Here is a 16106-nt window from a genome sequence, read left to right on the forward strand (position 1 = left end):
CGTGTTACTCACCCGTTCGCCACTCTCATTTCCCCGAAAGGAAACTACCGTTCGACTTGCATGCCTAATCCACGCCGCCAGCGTTCGTCCTGAGCCAGGATCAAACTCTCCATCATTTTTAATAATGATTGTAATTGACAATTTTGGCTCGCATAAACCTCTATGGCACTCTATAAACTTTTTAAAGATCAATTTTTACCTACTCTCGACGAGCAGGTTGTGCCATATTTCTGAGCACCGTTTAAATGTCAACAGAAAATGTGTTTTTCTTTTTCATTCTTTTCCGCATGCGGACATCGAGACATCCTAATTTATAGCTTTGCTTGCTGTTATAAATGTTGTAAAATTCGCCGATTATATTTGTTGATTACTGCCGCTGTCTGCCAAAAGCGTCTGAATGCAATACAAACCACACGAAACAATCGTGAATATGTCCTCAACACCGATCTCCTTTCCTCCCCTGCACCCGATGAATTGTATTGACAGGATCGGCACTCTGAGAAATAAGGAATCAACAATATCTTTGGAGATAACAAAATGCTAAGGCATATACTTTTATCTAAGTTACACCGCGCGACAGTGACTGAATGCGATCTCAATTACAATGGAAGCATAAAAATAGATGAAGCTCTTATGGAGCTGAGCGGAATGCGCGAGTTTGAGCGAGTTGATGTGTTTAACATCAACAATGGCGCCAGATTCTCGACCTATATTATCAAGGGAGCGCGCAACAGCGGCGAGATCGGCATCAATGGTGCCGCAGCCAGGCTTGCTCATGCCGGAGACAAGATCATCGTCATCAATTATGGCGTGATGGACGACAACGAAGCGGCAAGCCATACACCTTGCGTCATCATCCTGGATGACAACAACCGCCCGGTCACATAGATGAATATCATCACCGATGTACGCGAGATGCAAGAAATCTGCAAACAGCGGAATCAAGCTGTAAAAACAGGTTTCGTGCCCACCATGGGCTTTCTGCATGAGGGTCATCTTTCTTTAGTGGAAGAATCCTGCCGGACATCGGATGTGACAATAGTATCCATCTATGTGAACCCATCGCAATTTGGTGCCAATGAAGATTTTGGCGCTTATCCGCGTGATTATGACAGAGACCTGAGACTGCTTGCAGAGCACAATGTTGACTATGTCTTTATGCCGGACAGCGCTCAAATGTATCCCCAGGGACACAAAAGCTGGGTTGAAGTGGAAGGACTTTCCGATATTCTTTGCGGATCGAGCCGACCGGGACACTTCAGGGGCGTGGCGACCATCGTTCTCAAACTGGTCAATATCGTGCAGCCGCATCTGATGTTCATGGGCATCAAGGACTTCCAGCAAGTGGTCATTCTGGAAACAATGCTGAAAGACCTGAACCAAGGCACAAAAATCGTGCGCTGCCCCATCCTCCGCGAGCCGGACGGCTTGGCGATGAGCTCCAGAAACTGCTATCTGGACATCAAGGAACGCATAAGCGCAATATGCCTTTATGGCTCGATCGGACAAGCTCAATCGCTTTACCAATCAGGGACGAGAGACCGCGAGACGATCCTTGCCGCTGCCAAACAGATCATTTTCTCCGCCGACGGGAAAATCGACTATATCAAACTTGTGGATCAGAACACCCTCAGCGAAGTGGAAACCGCCGATGAAAACACCCGCATCATGTTGGCAGTTTATATCGGCAAAACACGTCTGATCGACAACGATGCACTGAGTGCTTGACATCAGACCGTCATCGAAAATGCTGGCTCAAATGACAAAAAGAAATCTCATAAATCCCTCTATCAGAGATATAATGTGCGAAAGTGGCGGAATTGGCAGACGCGCTGGACTTAGGATCCAGTAGGGATAACCTGTAGGGGTTCGAGTCCCCTCTTTCGCACCAGTATCTTGCTGAATGATAATAACTAAGGAGTATATAGTGCAAGTAGAATTCAAACAAATCAACGCCGTCACCAAAGAAGTGAACTTGAGTGTCGAAGCCGAAAGAGCCGATAAGGAATATAAAAGATATTTGAATAAATCCGCGCGGGACGTCCAGATCCCCGGATTCCGCAAGGGCAAGGCTCCGCTGAGCATGGTCGAACGCATGCACGCGGACACAATACGGGACTATTTTTTGAAACATATCGTCGATATCATTTTCGAAGAAGCGGTCAAGGATCACGATATCCATTTCCTGCTTTATCCCGAAGTGAAGGACATCACCTGGGAGCCGGGTTCCGAGATGAATATCGTCATCGAGATCGAACACGAACCCGATATTGATTTCAAACAAACAGAAGGTTTGCGCGTTCCTTACACGCCAGTCTCGCTTGAAAACGAAGCGATGAAATATCTCAAACACTTAGCGGAAGAAAACGCCAATGTTATCGACATCGAAATTGCCGAGGATAACGATATGGTAACGACGGAAATGAGCTTCAAAACCGGCAACACGGTGCACAAACATGGCGCGGTTCTCTTTGCTGGAGACAAATTTCCCCAGCGGTCTTTCAAAGAACTGGCCGGATCCAAAACCGGAGATCTCATTGACATCCCTATCAGCGGAAAGTCCATCAAACTGATGACCAAGCAAAACATCGCCGAGCTTGACAACGACACCGAATATCCCTGTAGCGTGATGGTCAATTCGGTCACCAGATATACTATCCCCGCGATCGATGACGACTTTGCCAGGGACATGGAGTTTGAGAATCTGGAAGAGATGAAATCCAAGGTCATGGCGGATCTGGAAAAGCGCGTGGAGCATCAAAACTTCAATGGCGAGAACCTTGCCTTGATCTCCAAACTCTATATCGACAACTATTTCGATCTTCCAAGCCGCACCATCGATTATTTGGCTGAAAAAGATCTGGAGCGGATGGACAAACCCGAATGGAAAAAGTATTATGAATACCAGATCAAGATGCAGATCGCTCAGGAAATGATCACTTACTACACGGTAAGCAATCTTAAAAAGCGGATCGAGCTTGAAATAACCGATGAAATGAAAGATGAATACATTGAGCATGAAGCGATCCTTGAGGATAAAAGCGTCGGCGCCTATAAAGAAACACATCAGGATGAAATGGACAATGAAAACTTCCCTGAGGAGATGCGGACCTATTTCATCCTGCGCAAGCTTGCCGCCGTTTCGGAATTTCACATTCCCGATCCTGAGGATCAGCATTACGATGATGAATACATCGAGGATGCCGAGATAATCGAAGAAATCCCCGAACCCAATACCGCGAAAGGAAATCAGGAGGACAAATGAACTATATCCCAATCGTGATCGAACAAGTCGGACGCGGCGAACGCGCTTATGACATCTATTCCCGTTTGCTCAAGGATAGGATCATCTTTGTGAGCGGCGGCATCGACGATAATCTCGCAAATACCGTCGTCGCCCAACTTCTTCACCTCGAAGGCGAAGACGCACAGCGCGACATCTATATGTACATCAACAGTCCCGGCGGAATCATCTCTTCCGGCCTGGCGATCTATGACACAATGCAATACATCAAACCAAACGTGTGCACGATCTGTATCGGTCAGGCGGCAAGCATGGCGGCGGTCTTGCTCGCTGCGGGTGAAAACGGTAAAAGAACGGCACTGCCAAACAGCAGAGTAATGATCCATCAACCGATGGGCGGCGCCCAGGGGCAAGCCAGCGACATCGAAATCATGGCAAAAGAGATCCTTTATCTGCGCGAACGCATGAATCAGATACTGCAAATGCACACCAAACAAACGATCGAAAAACTGACCTTTGACACCGACCGTAACTTTTTTATGAGCGCCGCCGAAGCCAAAAACTATGGCATCATCGACGAAGTCATCGCCAATCGGAAATAACTTGACGGGATTTGCCTCCCAACAAAGCATGCAAAATATAAAGATAAGAATCATAAGAATCCGGGGAGGATTTCTTGGATAAATATAAGAACCTGAGCTGCTCATTTTGCGGTAGAGCCGAGCTTGAAGTCAAGACTCTGATCCGCGGAATCGCAGGAAATATCTGCGATGAGTGCATTTCCATGTGCCACAACATCGTCGAAGCCAGCGAACCTAAACCTGAAACCGGTGAATTCGAGCTTCATATACCCAGTCAGATCAAATCCTATCTTGATCAATACGTGATCGGGCAGGACAGAGCAAAAATGATCATCTCCGTTGCCGTTTATAACCATTACAAACGCATTTTCAAGCAAAACAAAGACGACGAGATCGATCTGGAAAAAAGTAATATCATGATGATTGGTCCCACCGGCAGCGGCAAGACCTTGATCGCGCAGACCTTGGCACGGTTCCTCAGAGTACCCTTTGCCATTTCGGATGCGACGACGCTCACCGAAGCCGGCTACGTTGGAGAGGACGTGGAAAACATTCTTGTTCGCCTTTTGCAGGCTGCGGATTATGACGTCTCCAAAGCCGAATGCGGCATCGTCTATATCGATGAGATCGACAAAATCAGCCGCAAATCCGAGACCCCCTCCATCACCAGAGACGTCTCCGGCGAAGGCGTGCAGCAAGCACTGCTCAAGATCCTCGAAGGCACCAAAGTGAACGTCCCCCCCAAAGGCGGAAGAAAGCATCCCCAACAGGATTTCATCGAAATGGATACCAAGAATATCCTCTTCATCGCCGGCGGAGCATTCTTTGGATTGGAAAAGATCATCAAGGAACGCATGGATAAAAAAGCGATCGGTTTTGACGTCAACCTGGGGTCCAAAATAATTGACAGCGCGGTATTTGAGCACACCAATTCTCACGATCTGCTTAAATATGGTCTCATCCCTGAGCTGATCGGCAGGATGCCCATTATCTGCACTTTGCACGAGCTGGACGAATCTGCCTTGATCGACATCCTGACCAAGCCCAAAAACTCCCTCGTGCGCCAGTATCAGAAGTTCTTTGATATGGACGGAGTGGATTTGAGCTTTGACGAAGAAGCGCTGAAAAAGATCGCAGAGGTCGCGATCAAGCAACAGACCGGCGCCCGCGGCTTGAGATCGATCATGGAAAAATTCATGCTGCGCATCATGTATGATATCCCTGACAAGAAAACAATCAAGGCTTGCCACATCAATCAGGACGTCGTAACCGGCGATTGCGAACCGGATTTTGCCTACTTGGAATCTATCTCTGATAGAAAGCAAGCAGTAAACAAATAACACCTCGGGAGTTTTGCATGCAAAGAATCATGATTATCTGCCTGATGATCCTTGTGGCGCTTGCCATGGTGGGTTGCGAAGCAGATGGCGAGCTTAGAATCCGCAACCGTACCAGCGCGAAACTTATCTTCAGCATTGATGCCGCAAATCCTATCCAGCTTGAATCCTGGAAAAACTGGTCTAAATACTACGCTGAGGATCAGGTCGTCCAAATTCAGTATCAGGGGGATTATATCTTTCCAAACACGCTGGAACGCACCATCCATAAAGGGCTGTTGACAGCATTGGACATCAACCCCACTGGAGGTGCCATCCGTCTGATCAACAATGGTAATGCAATCGTCTTCAATGTTTTTCTCTCCCCCTCCAAGCGACACGAGCTGGGGAGATGACGACCTTGGCAGCAACCTCGATGTGAATGCTGAAGCGCTATGGACTCTCACCCCAGTCCTGTGGGACATTCTCGTGATCGATTCCAATGGCACCAGCTATTTCAAACTGGGTGTGTCTGTTACGGTAGATCAGACGATCAATCTGCCCCTCTCGACCTTCACCAAATCCGTCACCAATACCAAAACGGAAGGAATCGCCGCTCCCAACAATCCCGGCAGGTCCTACCGCAGCTTTTAGATCAAATCTATAGAACCAGAAATTAATAGTTCCTGTTTGAAGGAGAAATGATGACCCCAGATGTGACATTACCACGCCGGGAAAAGCTGGCGGAACGCCTGAACGATGGCGAAAACATCATCCTGTTTGCCAACTCCAAAGGAGAGCTCGAAAAGTTTTCACAAGATAACAACTTTCTTTATTTCACAGGGTTGAATCATCCTGAATTGATCTATACAGCAGGTAAATTCGGCGGCAAGTTTAACGATATGCTATTTATTGAGCGCAGCAATCCAGAACGTGAGGTGTGGGATGGAAAGAAGCTGACTGCCGATGAAGCCACCCAGATCAGCGGCATCAAAAGAGTGAAATACCTGGATGAGTTTTACGCGGTTCTTTCCACCATGTGCCCCATGATGAAAAAGATTTATTCCAACTTGGGCTTTGTCTCTTTAACCAAGCCTATGACATATCCCATGTATATGTTGGAGCCACTCCGGATTCGCCATCCCCAAATTGAAATCAATCAGGTAAATGACATGGCTGCGCCTTTGCGTAAGGTGAAGGACGATTTTGAAATACTTCAGATCCAAAAGGCGATCGACATCACCGGCAAGGGCATCTTGGACGCCATGGAATCCGCGCGAGCCCAGATGATGGAATATGAACTGGAAGCGATGCTGTATTACCGTATGCAGAGAAGCGGAGTCCAGCATTGGGGATTCGCGCCAATCATTGCCGCCGGAATCAATGCCGCCACTTTGCACTATGGCAATAACGATTGCTTGATCGAGGTTGGCGATCTCGTCCTCATGGACGTGGGCGCTTCATATAATAATTACAGCGCGGACATCACTCGCTGCTTTCCGATCTCCGCAAACTTCACCTCCAGGCAGAGACAGATCTATCAAAGCGTATTGGATGTACAGAAAGAGATCATCTCGATGATCAAACCCGGCGTATTGCTGAGCACTCTGAATATCACAACTCGTGATCTGTTGGCTGAAAAAATGATCTCCATCGGCTTGATCGAAAGCGCCGATCAGATCGAAAAATACTATATGCACAGCGTCAGCCACTTCCTCGGAATGGACACCCATGATTTGGGCGGACGCGAAGCTGTGCTTGAAATAGGCAATGTCATCACCGTCGAACCCGGCATCTACATCCCCGAGGAAAAGCTTGGAGTGCGCATCGAGGACGACGTTCTGGTCACCGAAGACGGATTTTGCGTGCTCTCTCAAAACATCCCCAAAGAGATCGATGAGATCGAAGATATCCGCCGCAACGCGTTGAGTTGAGCATGCGCAAAGCCATCTATCCCGGCACTTTTGATCCCATCACTCTGGGTCATCTTGACATCCTCGAAAAAACAACCAAACTCTTCGATGAGGTGATACTTGCCGTGGCGGATTATACCGGTAAGCAGAATCTCTTCAGCCTCGAAGAACGATTTGAACTATGCAAACAGGCGACCTCGAATCTGAGCAACGTATCCGTGACTACTTTCAAGGGCTTGGTGGTGGATTATGCCAAAGCGCAAGGCTGCGGCGTCATGATTCGCGGTATGCGCGCGGTTTCAGATTTTGAATACGAACTTTCACTGGCGCTGACCAACAAAAAGCTCAATCCCACAATCGAAACCATCTTCCTCGTCCCGAGCCTGAAATATATGTATCTATCTTCATCCATGATCAGGCAATTGGCGGAGCTTGGCGCCAGCCTTGATGATTTTGTCCCGCCTGCGGTATCCACAGCCTTGATCGGCAAGCTGCGCAAGGATTGACATGGCAAAACGCGAAACAATCTCAAAAGACATCACCCAGATCTCCGAACGCAGTTTGCCATCGGACGTAAATGCCGAAGCCGCGCTGCTTTCAGCCATGTTGATCGATTCCGGCGTGATCAGCAAAGGTATCGAGATGATCAAGGAAGAATATTTCTATCGCAGCGCCCACAAAATGATCTTCCGTACGATCGCGGAACTTTTCAACGAAAGCATCGAGGTCGATGCCATCACTCTGATCAACCGTCTGGAGCGCAACAACCTGCTCGAAAAGATCGGCGGAATACCCTATATCAACGACATCCAGGACTACGTCGTTTCCAGCGCCAATTTTGATTACCACCTCAATATCGTCACCGAACAAGCCCTGCTAAGGCATCTGATCCTGGCATCAAACGGCATCATCGAATCCTGCTATTCATCGTCAAAGCCGGTCAAAACCATCGTGGACGAAGCAGAACAGGCGATCTTTGCCATTGCCGAACTGCCCACCCATCAAGGCTTTATCAAGATTGATCAGATCAGTGCGGAAGTGCTGCACACCATCGATACCATCGCCTCCACCAAAGTTCCGGTCGTGGGCGTGGCTTCCGGCTACAGCGATCTCGATCATCTCACCGGTGGCTTTCGTCCTGGACAATTCATCATCATCGCCGCTCGTCCCGCCATGGGAAAGACTTCCCTGGCATTGAACATCGCTTCCCACGCCGCTGTCAATCTCGGCAAAAAGGTGGCCATCTTCACGATGGAAATGGCTGCCGAGGAAGTGATCATGCGCATGTTCAGCTCCGCCGCGGAAGTGAATATGGATTCGATGCTCAAGGGCTTTGGCATGAACGAGGAAAAACTGATTCGCATCATGCAAGCTTCGGACGTCCTTTCCAGCAAACAGATCTACATCGACGAATCCGGAACGAACACTCCGCTTGATATACGAGCAAAGACGAGACGCCTCGCAGCCGAAGTGGGTGGTCTGGATCTGATCATCATCGACTATCTGCAGTTGATGACTTTGCCTCGCGATCGGGACAACCGTCAACAGGAGATTTCCGAAATCTCACGCGGATTAAAAATCCTCGCCAAGGACATGAAGATCCCAGTGGTCGCGCTCTCCCAACTCAACCGACTGCTTGAATCCAGAGAGAACAAGCGTCCCCATCTTGCCGATCTGCGCGAATCCGGCGCCATCGAACAGGACGCCGATCTCGTGATGTTCATCTATCGCGACGAATATTATTATCCGGATAAAACCGACAAACCCGGCATCGCGGAAATCATCATCGGTAAAAACAGACACGGCGCCACCGGATCGATAGATCTTGGTTTCGTCAAGGAATACACCATGTTTCGCAGCCTCGACACCACTCATGAACGTTAAAATCCTGGCTGGCATCGGCGAATACAGCATTTTTCTCGGCAATACTTTAAAGCGCATCCCCGCCCTCGGAAGAAGAAGGCAGGAATTTCTCATCCAGTTCAAGCGCATCGGCTATGATTCCATCTTTCTGATTACCCTCACCGCTGCTTTCACTGGACTGGTGACCGCTCTGCAAGCAGTATATCAATCAAAGGGTTACATCCCGCTTCACTTGCTCAGTGTCTTGATCGGCAAATCCACGATGATTGAATTGGCGCCAGTGCTCACCGCGTTGGTGATGACGGGAAAAGTGGGAGCTTCCATTGCCGCGGAGATCGGGACAATGAAAGTGAGCGAACAGCTTGACGCATTGAAAAGCATGAGCATCTCACCGGAGGAGTTTCTCTATATGCCACGCGTGGTTGCCGGTTTGATCGCCTTCCCGATCCTCACCGTCTATGCCAATCTAATCGGCATTTTATGTGCCTGGTATTTTTCATGGCTAAGATATGGCATCCATTATCACACGTTTTTCAACAACATGAAAAGCTATTTCGAACCATCCGATCTCTGGGGCGGACTGATCAAATCCGTCGTCTTCGGGTTTCTGATCACCACCCTGAGCTGCTTTTTCGGCAGCCGCAGTTTTGGCGGAGCCGAGGGGGTTGGCAGAAGCACCACTCTCACAGTCGTTTACAGCTCCGTCCTCATCCTCGTCATGGATTTCTTTGTTGCCTGGATCCTCTTTGGGGGGTTTTGATGCGGCAAATCGGCTTTTTCCTTTTACTGATCGGTCTTTTGGCGGCATGCAATTCCAAATCTGATCAATCGGCACCGGCGCCAAATCCGGCATCCACCAAAACGTGTCTCAGTATCTTTGCTTTGGAAAGCATCCGCACTTCCGGTTTCGAAGGCGCGTTGATCAAGGATTATGCCAAGAAGTTCAATTGTGCGGTGAGCCTGACGCTCTTTCCCACGATGCCGGAACTGGTCAAAGCACTGATAGCAAAGGAAAACGACGGCGACATCGACGTCGTCCTGAATATGGACAATTGCTTCGCCCTCGAAGATACACTCAAAGGAAGATTTCTCCCCTTGAACGCGATCGCGAAAAACGAGCTGAGCCGCGATCTCTATCTTGACCCAAATACCACCTTCATTCCATACGCCTATGCCAATCTCGGCATCATCTACAACGAAAAAGTGTTCGACAGCCCTCCGCAATCTTTTGGCGAATTGCAGGATGCGAAATATTTTCGCCAGATGGCGATCTGTGATCCGCATCAATCCGGGCTTGGACGCGCTACTTTGTATTGGACCTTGGCGCTCTTTGGAGATTTTGGCTATGAGCATTTGTGGCAAAGCCTGCGCAAAAACGTAAAGAAAGTCTATAATTCTCCGCAGCAAGCACTTGAAGCCCTCAAGAAAGGCGAATGCAGCATGATGATCGGTTTCAATTCCACCCCCGCCTGGCTCGAGGAACTCAATCAATCCGACAAGTATTTCAAAACCTCGATGCTCAAAGAAGGCAGCTATCAATATTCCGAATCCGCCGCCATCCATGCTCAAACCCGAAACGAAAGCGTGGCGCGGCATTTCATCGAGTATCTGATCAGCACCGAAGCGCAAAAAATGGCGATCTATAAGCTCGGCCTCTTTCCCGCCAATTCCAAAACCAACCTGCCCATGCGCTTTGCCCGCATACCGCTGAGTTCGTGGACGGTGAACAAACGGCTGAGCGAAGATCAGATCAGAACGGAATTACCGGTCTGGCTGTATTTTTGGGATTCGCTGTTCAACTATGGCATCGCGTTTGCCGATTAACGTTTCCGGATACAATTGATCCCGATATCCAAGCCCGGCTTCCACGTTGTCCTCTACCAACCGGAGATCCCGGCAAACACGGGAAATATCGGCAGACTCTGTCTGGGATCGAATTCAACTTTGCATCTGATTTCTCCCTGTCGTTTTCTGCTCGATGATAAATCCTTGAAACGCGCCGGACTGGATTATTGGCACCAGCTCAATGTGCAAGTCCATGATAGCATTGAAGATATCTATCACCTTTTCCCCCATGAACGGATCTTTCCCTGCACCACCAAAAGCGAGCTTTGCTATAGCGTGATCGAGTATCAAAGCGGTGACGTCTTTGTCTTTGGACCGGAATCCCGCGGCTTGCCCGAAGAGCTTTTGCGCAGACATCCGGATCAGTGCGTCAGCATCCCGATGAGCCAAAAAATCCGCTCCATAAATCTTGCCAATTCCGTCGCGATTGTCATCTACGAGGCTCTTCGTCAAATCGGTTTATAGTCCCTTTTCATCAATATCTGTTGATACAGAAATCCACTAATCAAAGGACAAGCTATTTACAATTGGCGGTTTTCAACAGTTGACTTACGGCACAAATATCAGCGCTTCGAATATTCTATCCAACTAACTTACCACCAATCACTTACACATTTCCCCCTTATGCCCATCCCCTTCCAAAGCGTTAATCAAGCCTTAATCAAGCGTTAATCAAGCGTTAGTTTTATTACGCTTGATTAACGCTTGACTATCGCTTGATTGACGCTGTCAAGCAGTAGCGCAGCATGCCGATGCTGCGGAAACGAAAATCCCCACTCAAATCCCCCACAAAAATGATGATTCTGTTTGACAGGTTTTTTCTTCGCAGGATCGGCATCCTGCGCTACAGTGACAACAACGCTTGGCAACACTAAAGACCACTGATTCTCCATAGTGTTCGGATAAAGCAGCGTAGAATGGTGATGGTTTTTTAACAGTCTCAACAAGGTAGATTTATTTATGGGAAAGAAAGTTCTTGACGAAAATCTGGATTTGAATTAATGTGGAATCAGGTGATTATGATTGTAGCAATCAGCATAAAGTATATATTGTGTGAGGCGAAGACTTGCTAACAAGTCTTCAAAGAAAATGAGAAACAATGAGTTGGAATTTACACCAACATTTGGGACTCAACTTTTAATCAGGCATTGACACAATATTCCCAAGCTCTTAACATCCTCAAACTAGGATTGGAGGGATCTGACATTTACGCACAGGACAAAGAAAACACGTATTTAGGAACCATTACTAATAAGTTTAGCATTGATTCAGTGCTTAATGACTATGGTACTTATGGGAATAAGTATAGCAGCAAGTCAATTTGGAACGATTATGGAACGTTCGGTGGAAAATATAGTATGTATTCACCGTATAATAAATACTCTTCCAAACCACCAGTGATAATCAAGAATAGGAAGATCATTGGGTATCTATCCACTAACAAGTATTACACAAACTCGCTTGATCCAGACATTCTCAAATTGTTCAAGGAATGAAGTTATATTTATGAATTCAAATCTTAGGTTTCTTAATATCGATAACGCAATGTGGCTGTAATCCAGATGTTACGATATCAATCTCTGAATACATAAAAAGGAAGATATATGTTTAAGATAATCACAAAACTTCTTGCATCATGTTTGGTGGTATATATGCTTACCTCTTGCGTATCCTCACACCCAAATGGAAACGCGAATAATGCCAAACCCGAAGAAATTTTTACCTATAGTTTTAAGAAAGTATCAACAACTCGTGATGGAATTGAGAATTACTTGGAAAGCAGTTCCCTGGATCCAATTGAGGGTGTCTGGTCTGGCAGTATGGCTATTTTTACTGAGTGGACTGCTAATGGTAAGACTCAAAGTGTTGCAAAATCTGGTGTTGATACCGATGAGTATTACATTGTAAGGAACCACCTTAGCGGCAGTGAAGAATATATGCTGATCTACAACAGGGAGTTAAGTCCTGAGGGGGCTGGTGATATCTTCAACTTCGGAGATATAATAGCTATAGCCATAAAAGACATATATGATCCGCATAAATACTACTTTTCCTTTGATAGTGGACGTAAGGATACACCTGCAACGATTTTCAAAATGCACTTGAATGATAACTTGCTTAAGGGCTCTTACAGCAGTGTTGCTGAGAATGGGGGAGTTAAACTATCAACAAAGCAAGATCGTTTGTTTAAGAGAGTTTCTATTGACCGACTTTAAATAGCCACTAAATGCTTTGCACTAGCGACTAATCTCATCTTCAGAGCTACATATCGTAGCTCGTATATGACTTTGAATTCGCTTTTGAGACCGGTCATGTAGGAATAACCAATTCCTTTTCAGTCCAATATGAAAAATTTACTTGACATAAAATCAATGGCGAATGGTATCGACTGTAATGTCTATTAGAAGAAAGGCGTATATATATTTATGCCTATTTTCTACCATAACAAGAAGGAATCCGTTTTGCACTAAAAGGGATTTTGTCACATAACAAAGTAGCCTACTCGTTATAATAGTTGATTGGAGTTCATATGAGGCATGCAGATACATATATAACGTTTCTTGTTGCTATCTTAGGAATAGCATATCCCATCATTATTCAAGTGATCTCAAGAATCGAAGATAAATATAACTCTCAAAGTATAGCTCTCTTGTTTGAGAAAGAGGTCATTCACATTGTTTATTTTGTGACACTGATATGTTCTATTGTTGTCACAATTCTATGGACATGGGATATGCCACCGTTACGATATGCAGTGATTGAATTCATGTTTGAGAGTAGTTCGGATTGGTTTATTTTTACTTTTATTACCATGTTGATTATTGTTTTCATTCTAGAAGTGAAGTTACTAATGACATATAGCGTAACCATAAAACTAGCTAAACGCATTATAAAGCAATACAATAGACGTAATGATAGTAGCGGTATATGTTTTACTGCTGCAAGTGATCTGCTTATTTGCGCTTTACGCAATGGGCACCAAGATGCTTTTGAATTATTAAGTGAGTTTATAGGAGGTGAGTTTGAAGAATTCAGAAGACAGGATCTTAACTTCCCAAAATTGTATTATGATATCGATAGAAAACTGTTAATAGAGATGCTAACTTCCGATGAGTTTTCCTTTAAGGCATTAAGGTACAGAGTTGCGACTGCAAGTTACCTATTAGGAAGTGAGCTAAGCGACAAAATTTCTAGAGATACACTAACCCAAATCTGGCACAATCTGATACTCATGTTAGAAAGCAATCATATAGACATGTATATGTTGTATTGGGAGTCGATGGATAACAGATTAAGAAATTTCCGTTTCCGGAAGCGAATCGGGCGCAAAGAATCTTCTATTGATATGGATTCGACAGACAATGAGAGCATTAAAGAATCCCTTGATATGAGGATGGTACGCTACCATTGTGCATTGGGAGGGTTAGTTCTATATCTCCAAAAACACGAAGCTATCCGAAGAATGTTTCTATACACATCGAGTGAACCTCCAGATTATCACCTTTTACCAAACACATTAAGGGAAGTATATAAGCTCTTTGTTTACTTTTTTGATCCTTGGGGAGACAATTTTAGTTTCATTTCTTCAGACTATTACTTTCCGCACAACGAAGGAATAGCTCAAGACAAAATAGTTCCCAAATGGATTTGCTCGTACATAGCGATTCTGTTTTTTCGACTTCACACACTACGACCTCATCACTTCGGTCAAGATTCGTATTGTATTGAGGAGTTGCCTACATCACAACGAAAAAAACTAATCTGGCTGAATTGCATTGAGGGCTTTCGACGTTCTGTAAAAGAGTGGATAGAGCAACCTGAATTGTTATATAAAATGGGTATTGGCGATATTGATCAGAACTGGAGTATTGATAAAATGAACCCTGATTTAATAATCGATAAGATCAAAGGAGAATTGATAGAAGCTATGGATAAAACAATTCTAGAGCAGGGATTGTCTCCCGATAAAGTGAAAACCTTCCTAGATTCAAGTAGTGAGTTGATTCAGAAATATATTCTATCTCTCAAAAGGACTACGAGTTCCACGCTCAAAGATTTTGTTGGGAATAGATCATATGCTTATGGGAAAAGAATCCTGCTAGAAAAAAGTTGTTTTCAAGCTGATGAAGTATTGAGTGCAGATAATTATGACAAAATCCTAGCATCAATGGTAATAGCGAACTTGAAACATATCTTATCTCATTCATTCGTTGCAAATGCGAGTGCAAAATATCAGTTCAAACCTGAGGACATATTCCTAGCCATAGATAAACTAAAGCTAGATAAAAACATACATCTTATTATTAACATGAACCTGAATCTCAGCTTTTACATTGATGTGCAGAAAGTCCAAGATCTTACATTAGATGATTATAAGGGCATTGAAATTGTATCGCTTGATAGTTATGATAGGTCATCCGGTTATTCATTGTTTATTCTGGAAAAAGAGAAACTCCCCTATCTAAATTTTGTGTTACCTACCAATGAAGAACGAGCAAAATTCAAACTATCTGATAGCATTTATGAGGGCAAAATATTCGCATCGGTTATTGATCTGAAAGATGATGAGGATTTGCGCGCAGAGCTTGAGCCAAAAAACACTGATAAGGATTTGAAGCGCTACGTTTTGGCTTGCATAGCCTTTGTATTAGAGATTCAATGGAGCAAAGATGTAAAAATTGTTCAGATTCAACAGCTTTTACATAGGGATAGTCAGCAGCTTCTTAGTAATCTGTCAGATGTTCCGAAGTTTTTAACCCCTAGTCCGTGCTGAACGATACCATTGGTTTGCTCAATATAACTCCTCATGACAGTTATAAACCTATTCTGACAATGCTTTCATTAGTTCTCAAAGAAATCGTAATACTCTGTTAGTGTCTTGATCCAAAGGTCGTATTTGTTCTGATACTTGATATACTCCTCATGACTCACCAATCGGCAACTATCTACGATGTAGCTATCTATGGTTCCTATCAGATCAATCACGATATTGACAGGGGTCTTATCATCTCCGAGATAATATCTCCCTATCAAAGTAGTAGCTGTCCACAATCTTGGGTCGGTCGGATCCTTCCAGTCTTTCTGCGCTCCTTTGGGTATTGCATACTCGGCGGTCTCGATTAGGTCCAGAATTGCCAACATTGCCACACGATCTTCTGCTTTGCCAATGCCATAGCCGATATCCACGCCGCGAGAAGAGTACTGGATATTCCGGAGTAACTGAGCCACCCATTCCGCTTGATGAGAGCCACTCCTCCAAAAAATAGAGCCACTCGTTCCGCTACTGAGAGCCAGTATTGCTAGAGTATTATCTAATATATAGTTACATAGTATTTATGAGTTA

General features: G+C 45.3%; 17 protein-coding genes, 1 tRNA gene and 1 rRNA gene. 16 read left to right on the top strand and 3 right to left on the bottom strand.

The genetic code is table 11. The features are described 5' to 3' along the window. Positions 1-116: ribosomal RNA gene (locus Q8M98_00465) — 16S ribosomal RNA — on the bottom strand; the annotation flags it as partial. A gap of 421 nt (positions 117-537) precedes the next feature. Between Q8M98_00465 and Q8M98_00470 the strand changes: the two genes are divergently transcribed. The 14 genes from Q8M98_00470 (at position 538) to Q8M98_00535 (ending at position 11227) form a co-directional block, all read left to right on the top strand. Continuing rightward, on the top strand, positions 538-888 hold the full coding sequence (locus tag Q8M98_00470; GenBank protein ID MDP3113223.1) for an aspartate 1-decarboxylase: 351 nt from the start codon (positions 538-540) through the stop codon (positions 886-888). Continuing rightward, positions 889-1728 carry a pantoate--beta-alanine ligase gene (panC, locus tag Q8M98_00475; GenBank protein MDP3113224.1) on the top strand — a complete coding sequence of 280 codons (840 nt, stop codon included), beginning with the start codon at positions 889-891 and terminating at the stop codon, positions 1726-1728. It abuts the gene before it with no gap. 77 nt (positions 1729-1805) lie between these two features. Next, positions 1806-1891, top strand: a tRNA-Leu gene (locus Q8M98_00480). 36 nt (positions 1892-1927) lie between these two features. Beyond that, a complete protein-coding gene (locus Q8M98_00485) occupies positions 1928-3265 on the top strand; it encodes a trigger factor (GenBank protein ID MDP3113225.1) in 1338 nt (445 codons plus the stop codon). Further along, the gene (clpP, locus tag Q8M98_00490) at positions 3262-3846 is read left to right on the top strand and encodes an ATP-dependent Clp endopeptidase proteolytic subunit ClpP (GenBank protein ID MDP3113226.1); all 585 of its coding nucleotides are present in this window, start codon (positions 3262-3264) and stop codon (positions 3844-3846) included. Before Q8M98_00485 ends, clpP begins: the two co-directional genes overlap by 4 nt. A gap of 74 nt (positions 3847-3920) precedes the next feature. After that, entirely contained in the window at positions 3921-5165 is a 1245-nt protein-coding gene (gene clpX, locus Q8M98_00495) for an ATP-dependent Clp protease ATP-binding subunit ClpX (protein ID MDP3113227.1), read from the top strand. Positions 5166-5182: 17 nt separating this feature from the next. Then, entirely contained in the window at positions 5183-5557 is a 375-nt protein-coding gene (locus tag Q8M98_00500) for a hypothetical protein (GenBank protein ID MDP3113228.1), read from the top strand. A 22-nt stretch (positions 5558-5579) separates the two neighbouring features. Then, positions 5580-5795 carry a hypothetical protein gene (locus tag Q8M98_00505; protein ID MDP3113229.1) on the top strand — a complete coding sequence of 72 codons (216 nt, stop codon included), beginning with the start codon at positions 5580-5582 and terminating at the stop codon, positions 5793-5795. A gap of 50 nt (positions 5796-5845) precedes the next feature. Beyond that, complete coding sequence (locus tag Q8M98_00510) at positions 5846-7075, top strand: Xaa-Pro aminopeptidase (protein ID MDP3113230.1); 1230 nt, start codon at positions 5846-5848, stop codon at positions 7073-7075. Between the two features lie 2 nt (positions 7076-7077). Further along, entirely contained in the window at positions 7078-7560 is a 483-nt protein-coding gene (gene coaD / locus Q8M98_00515; GenBank protein MDP3113231.1) for a pantetheine-phosphate adenylyltransferase, read from the top strand. A 1-nt stretch (position 7561) separates the two neighbouring features. Next, positions 7562-8938: a replicative DNA helicase gene (gene dnaB, locus Q8M98_00520; GenBank protein MDP3113232.1), complete on the top strand. Its 1377-nt coding sequence runs from the start codon at positions 7562-7564 to the stop codon at positions 8936-8938. After that, positions 8928-9677, top strand: coding sequence for an ABC transporter permease (locus Q8M98_00525; GenBank protein MDP3113233.1), 750 nt, complete (start codon positions 8928-8930; stop codon positions 9675-9677). Before dnaB ends, Q8M98_00525 begins: the two co-directional genes overlap by 11 nt. Further along, positions 9677-10741: a thiamine ABC transporter substrate-binding protein gene (locus Q8M98_00530; GenBank protein ID MDP3113234.1), complete on the top strand. Its 1065-nt coding sequence runs from the start codon at positions 9677-9679 to the stop codon at positions 10739-10741. The genes Q8M98_00525 and Q8M98_00530 overlap by 1 nt, the downstream gene beginning before the upstream one ends. 15 nt (positions 10742-10756) lie before the next feature. Beyond that, positions 10757-11227, top strand: coding sequence for a tRNA (cytidine(34)-2'-O)-methyltransferase (locus Q8M98_00535; GenBank protein MDP3113235.1), 471 nt, complete (start codon positions 10757-10759; stop codon positions 11225-11227). A gap of 233 nt (positions 11228-11460) precedes the next feature. Here the strand turns inward: Q8M98_00535 and Q8M98_00540 are convergent, their stop codons facing one another. After that, positions 11461-11706 (bottom strand): hypothetical protein, encoded by a 246-nt coding sequence (locus Q8M98_00540; GenBank protein ID MDP3113236.1) that lies wholly within the window; start codon positions 11704-11706, stop codon positions 11461-11463. Positions 11707-12366: 660 nt separating this feature from the next. Here Q8M98_00540 and Q8M98_00545 point away from each other — a divergent pair. Continuing rightward, positions 12367-12978, top strand: a complete 612-nt coding sequence (locus tag Q8M98_00545; protein ID MDP3113237.1) for a hypothetical protein — start codon at positions 12367-12369, stop codon at positions 12976-12978. A gap of 314 nt (positions 12979-13292) precedes the next feature. Beyond that, entirely contained in the window at positions 13293-15536 is a 2244-nt protein-coding gene (locus Q8M98_00550) for a hypothetical protein (protein MDP3113238.1), read from the top strand. A 68-nt stretch (positions 15537-15604) separates the two neighbouring features. On the opposite strand, the gene Q8M98_00555 is transcribed toward Q8M98_00550, so the two are convergent. Beyond that, positions 15605-15991 carry a hypothetical protein gene (locus Q8M98_00555; GenBank protein MDP3113239.1) on the bottom strand — a complete coding sequence of 129 codons (387 nt, stop codon included), beginning with the start codon at positions 15989-15991 and terminating at the stop codon, positions 15605-15607. Positions 15992-16106 lie beyond the last annotated feature (115 nt).

Source organism: Candidatus Cloacimonadaceae bacterium (assembly GCA_030693415.1).
Classification (GTDB): Bacteria; Cloacimonadota; Cloacimonadia; order Cloacimonadales; family Cloacimonadaceae; genus JAUYAR01.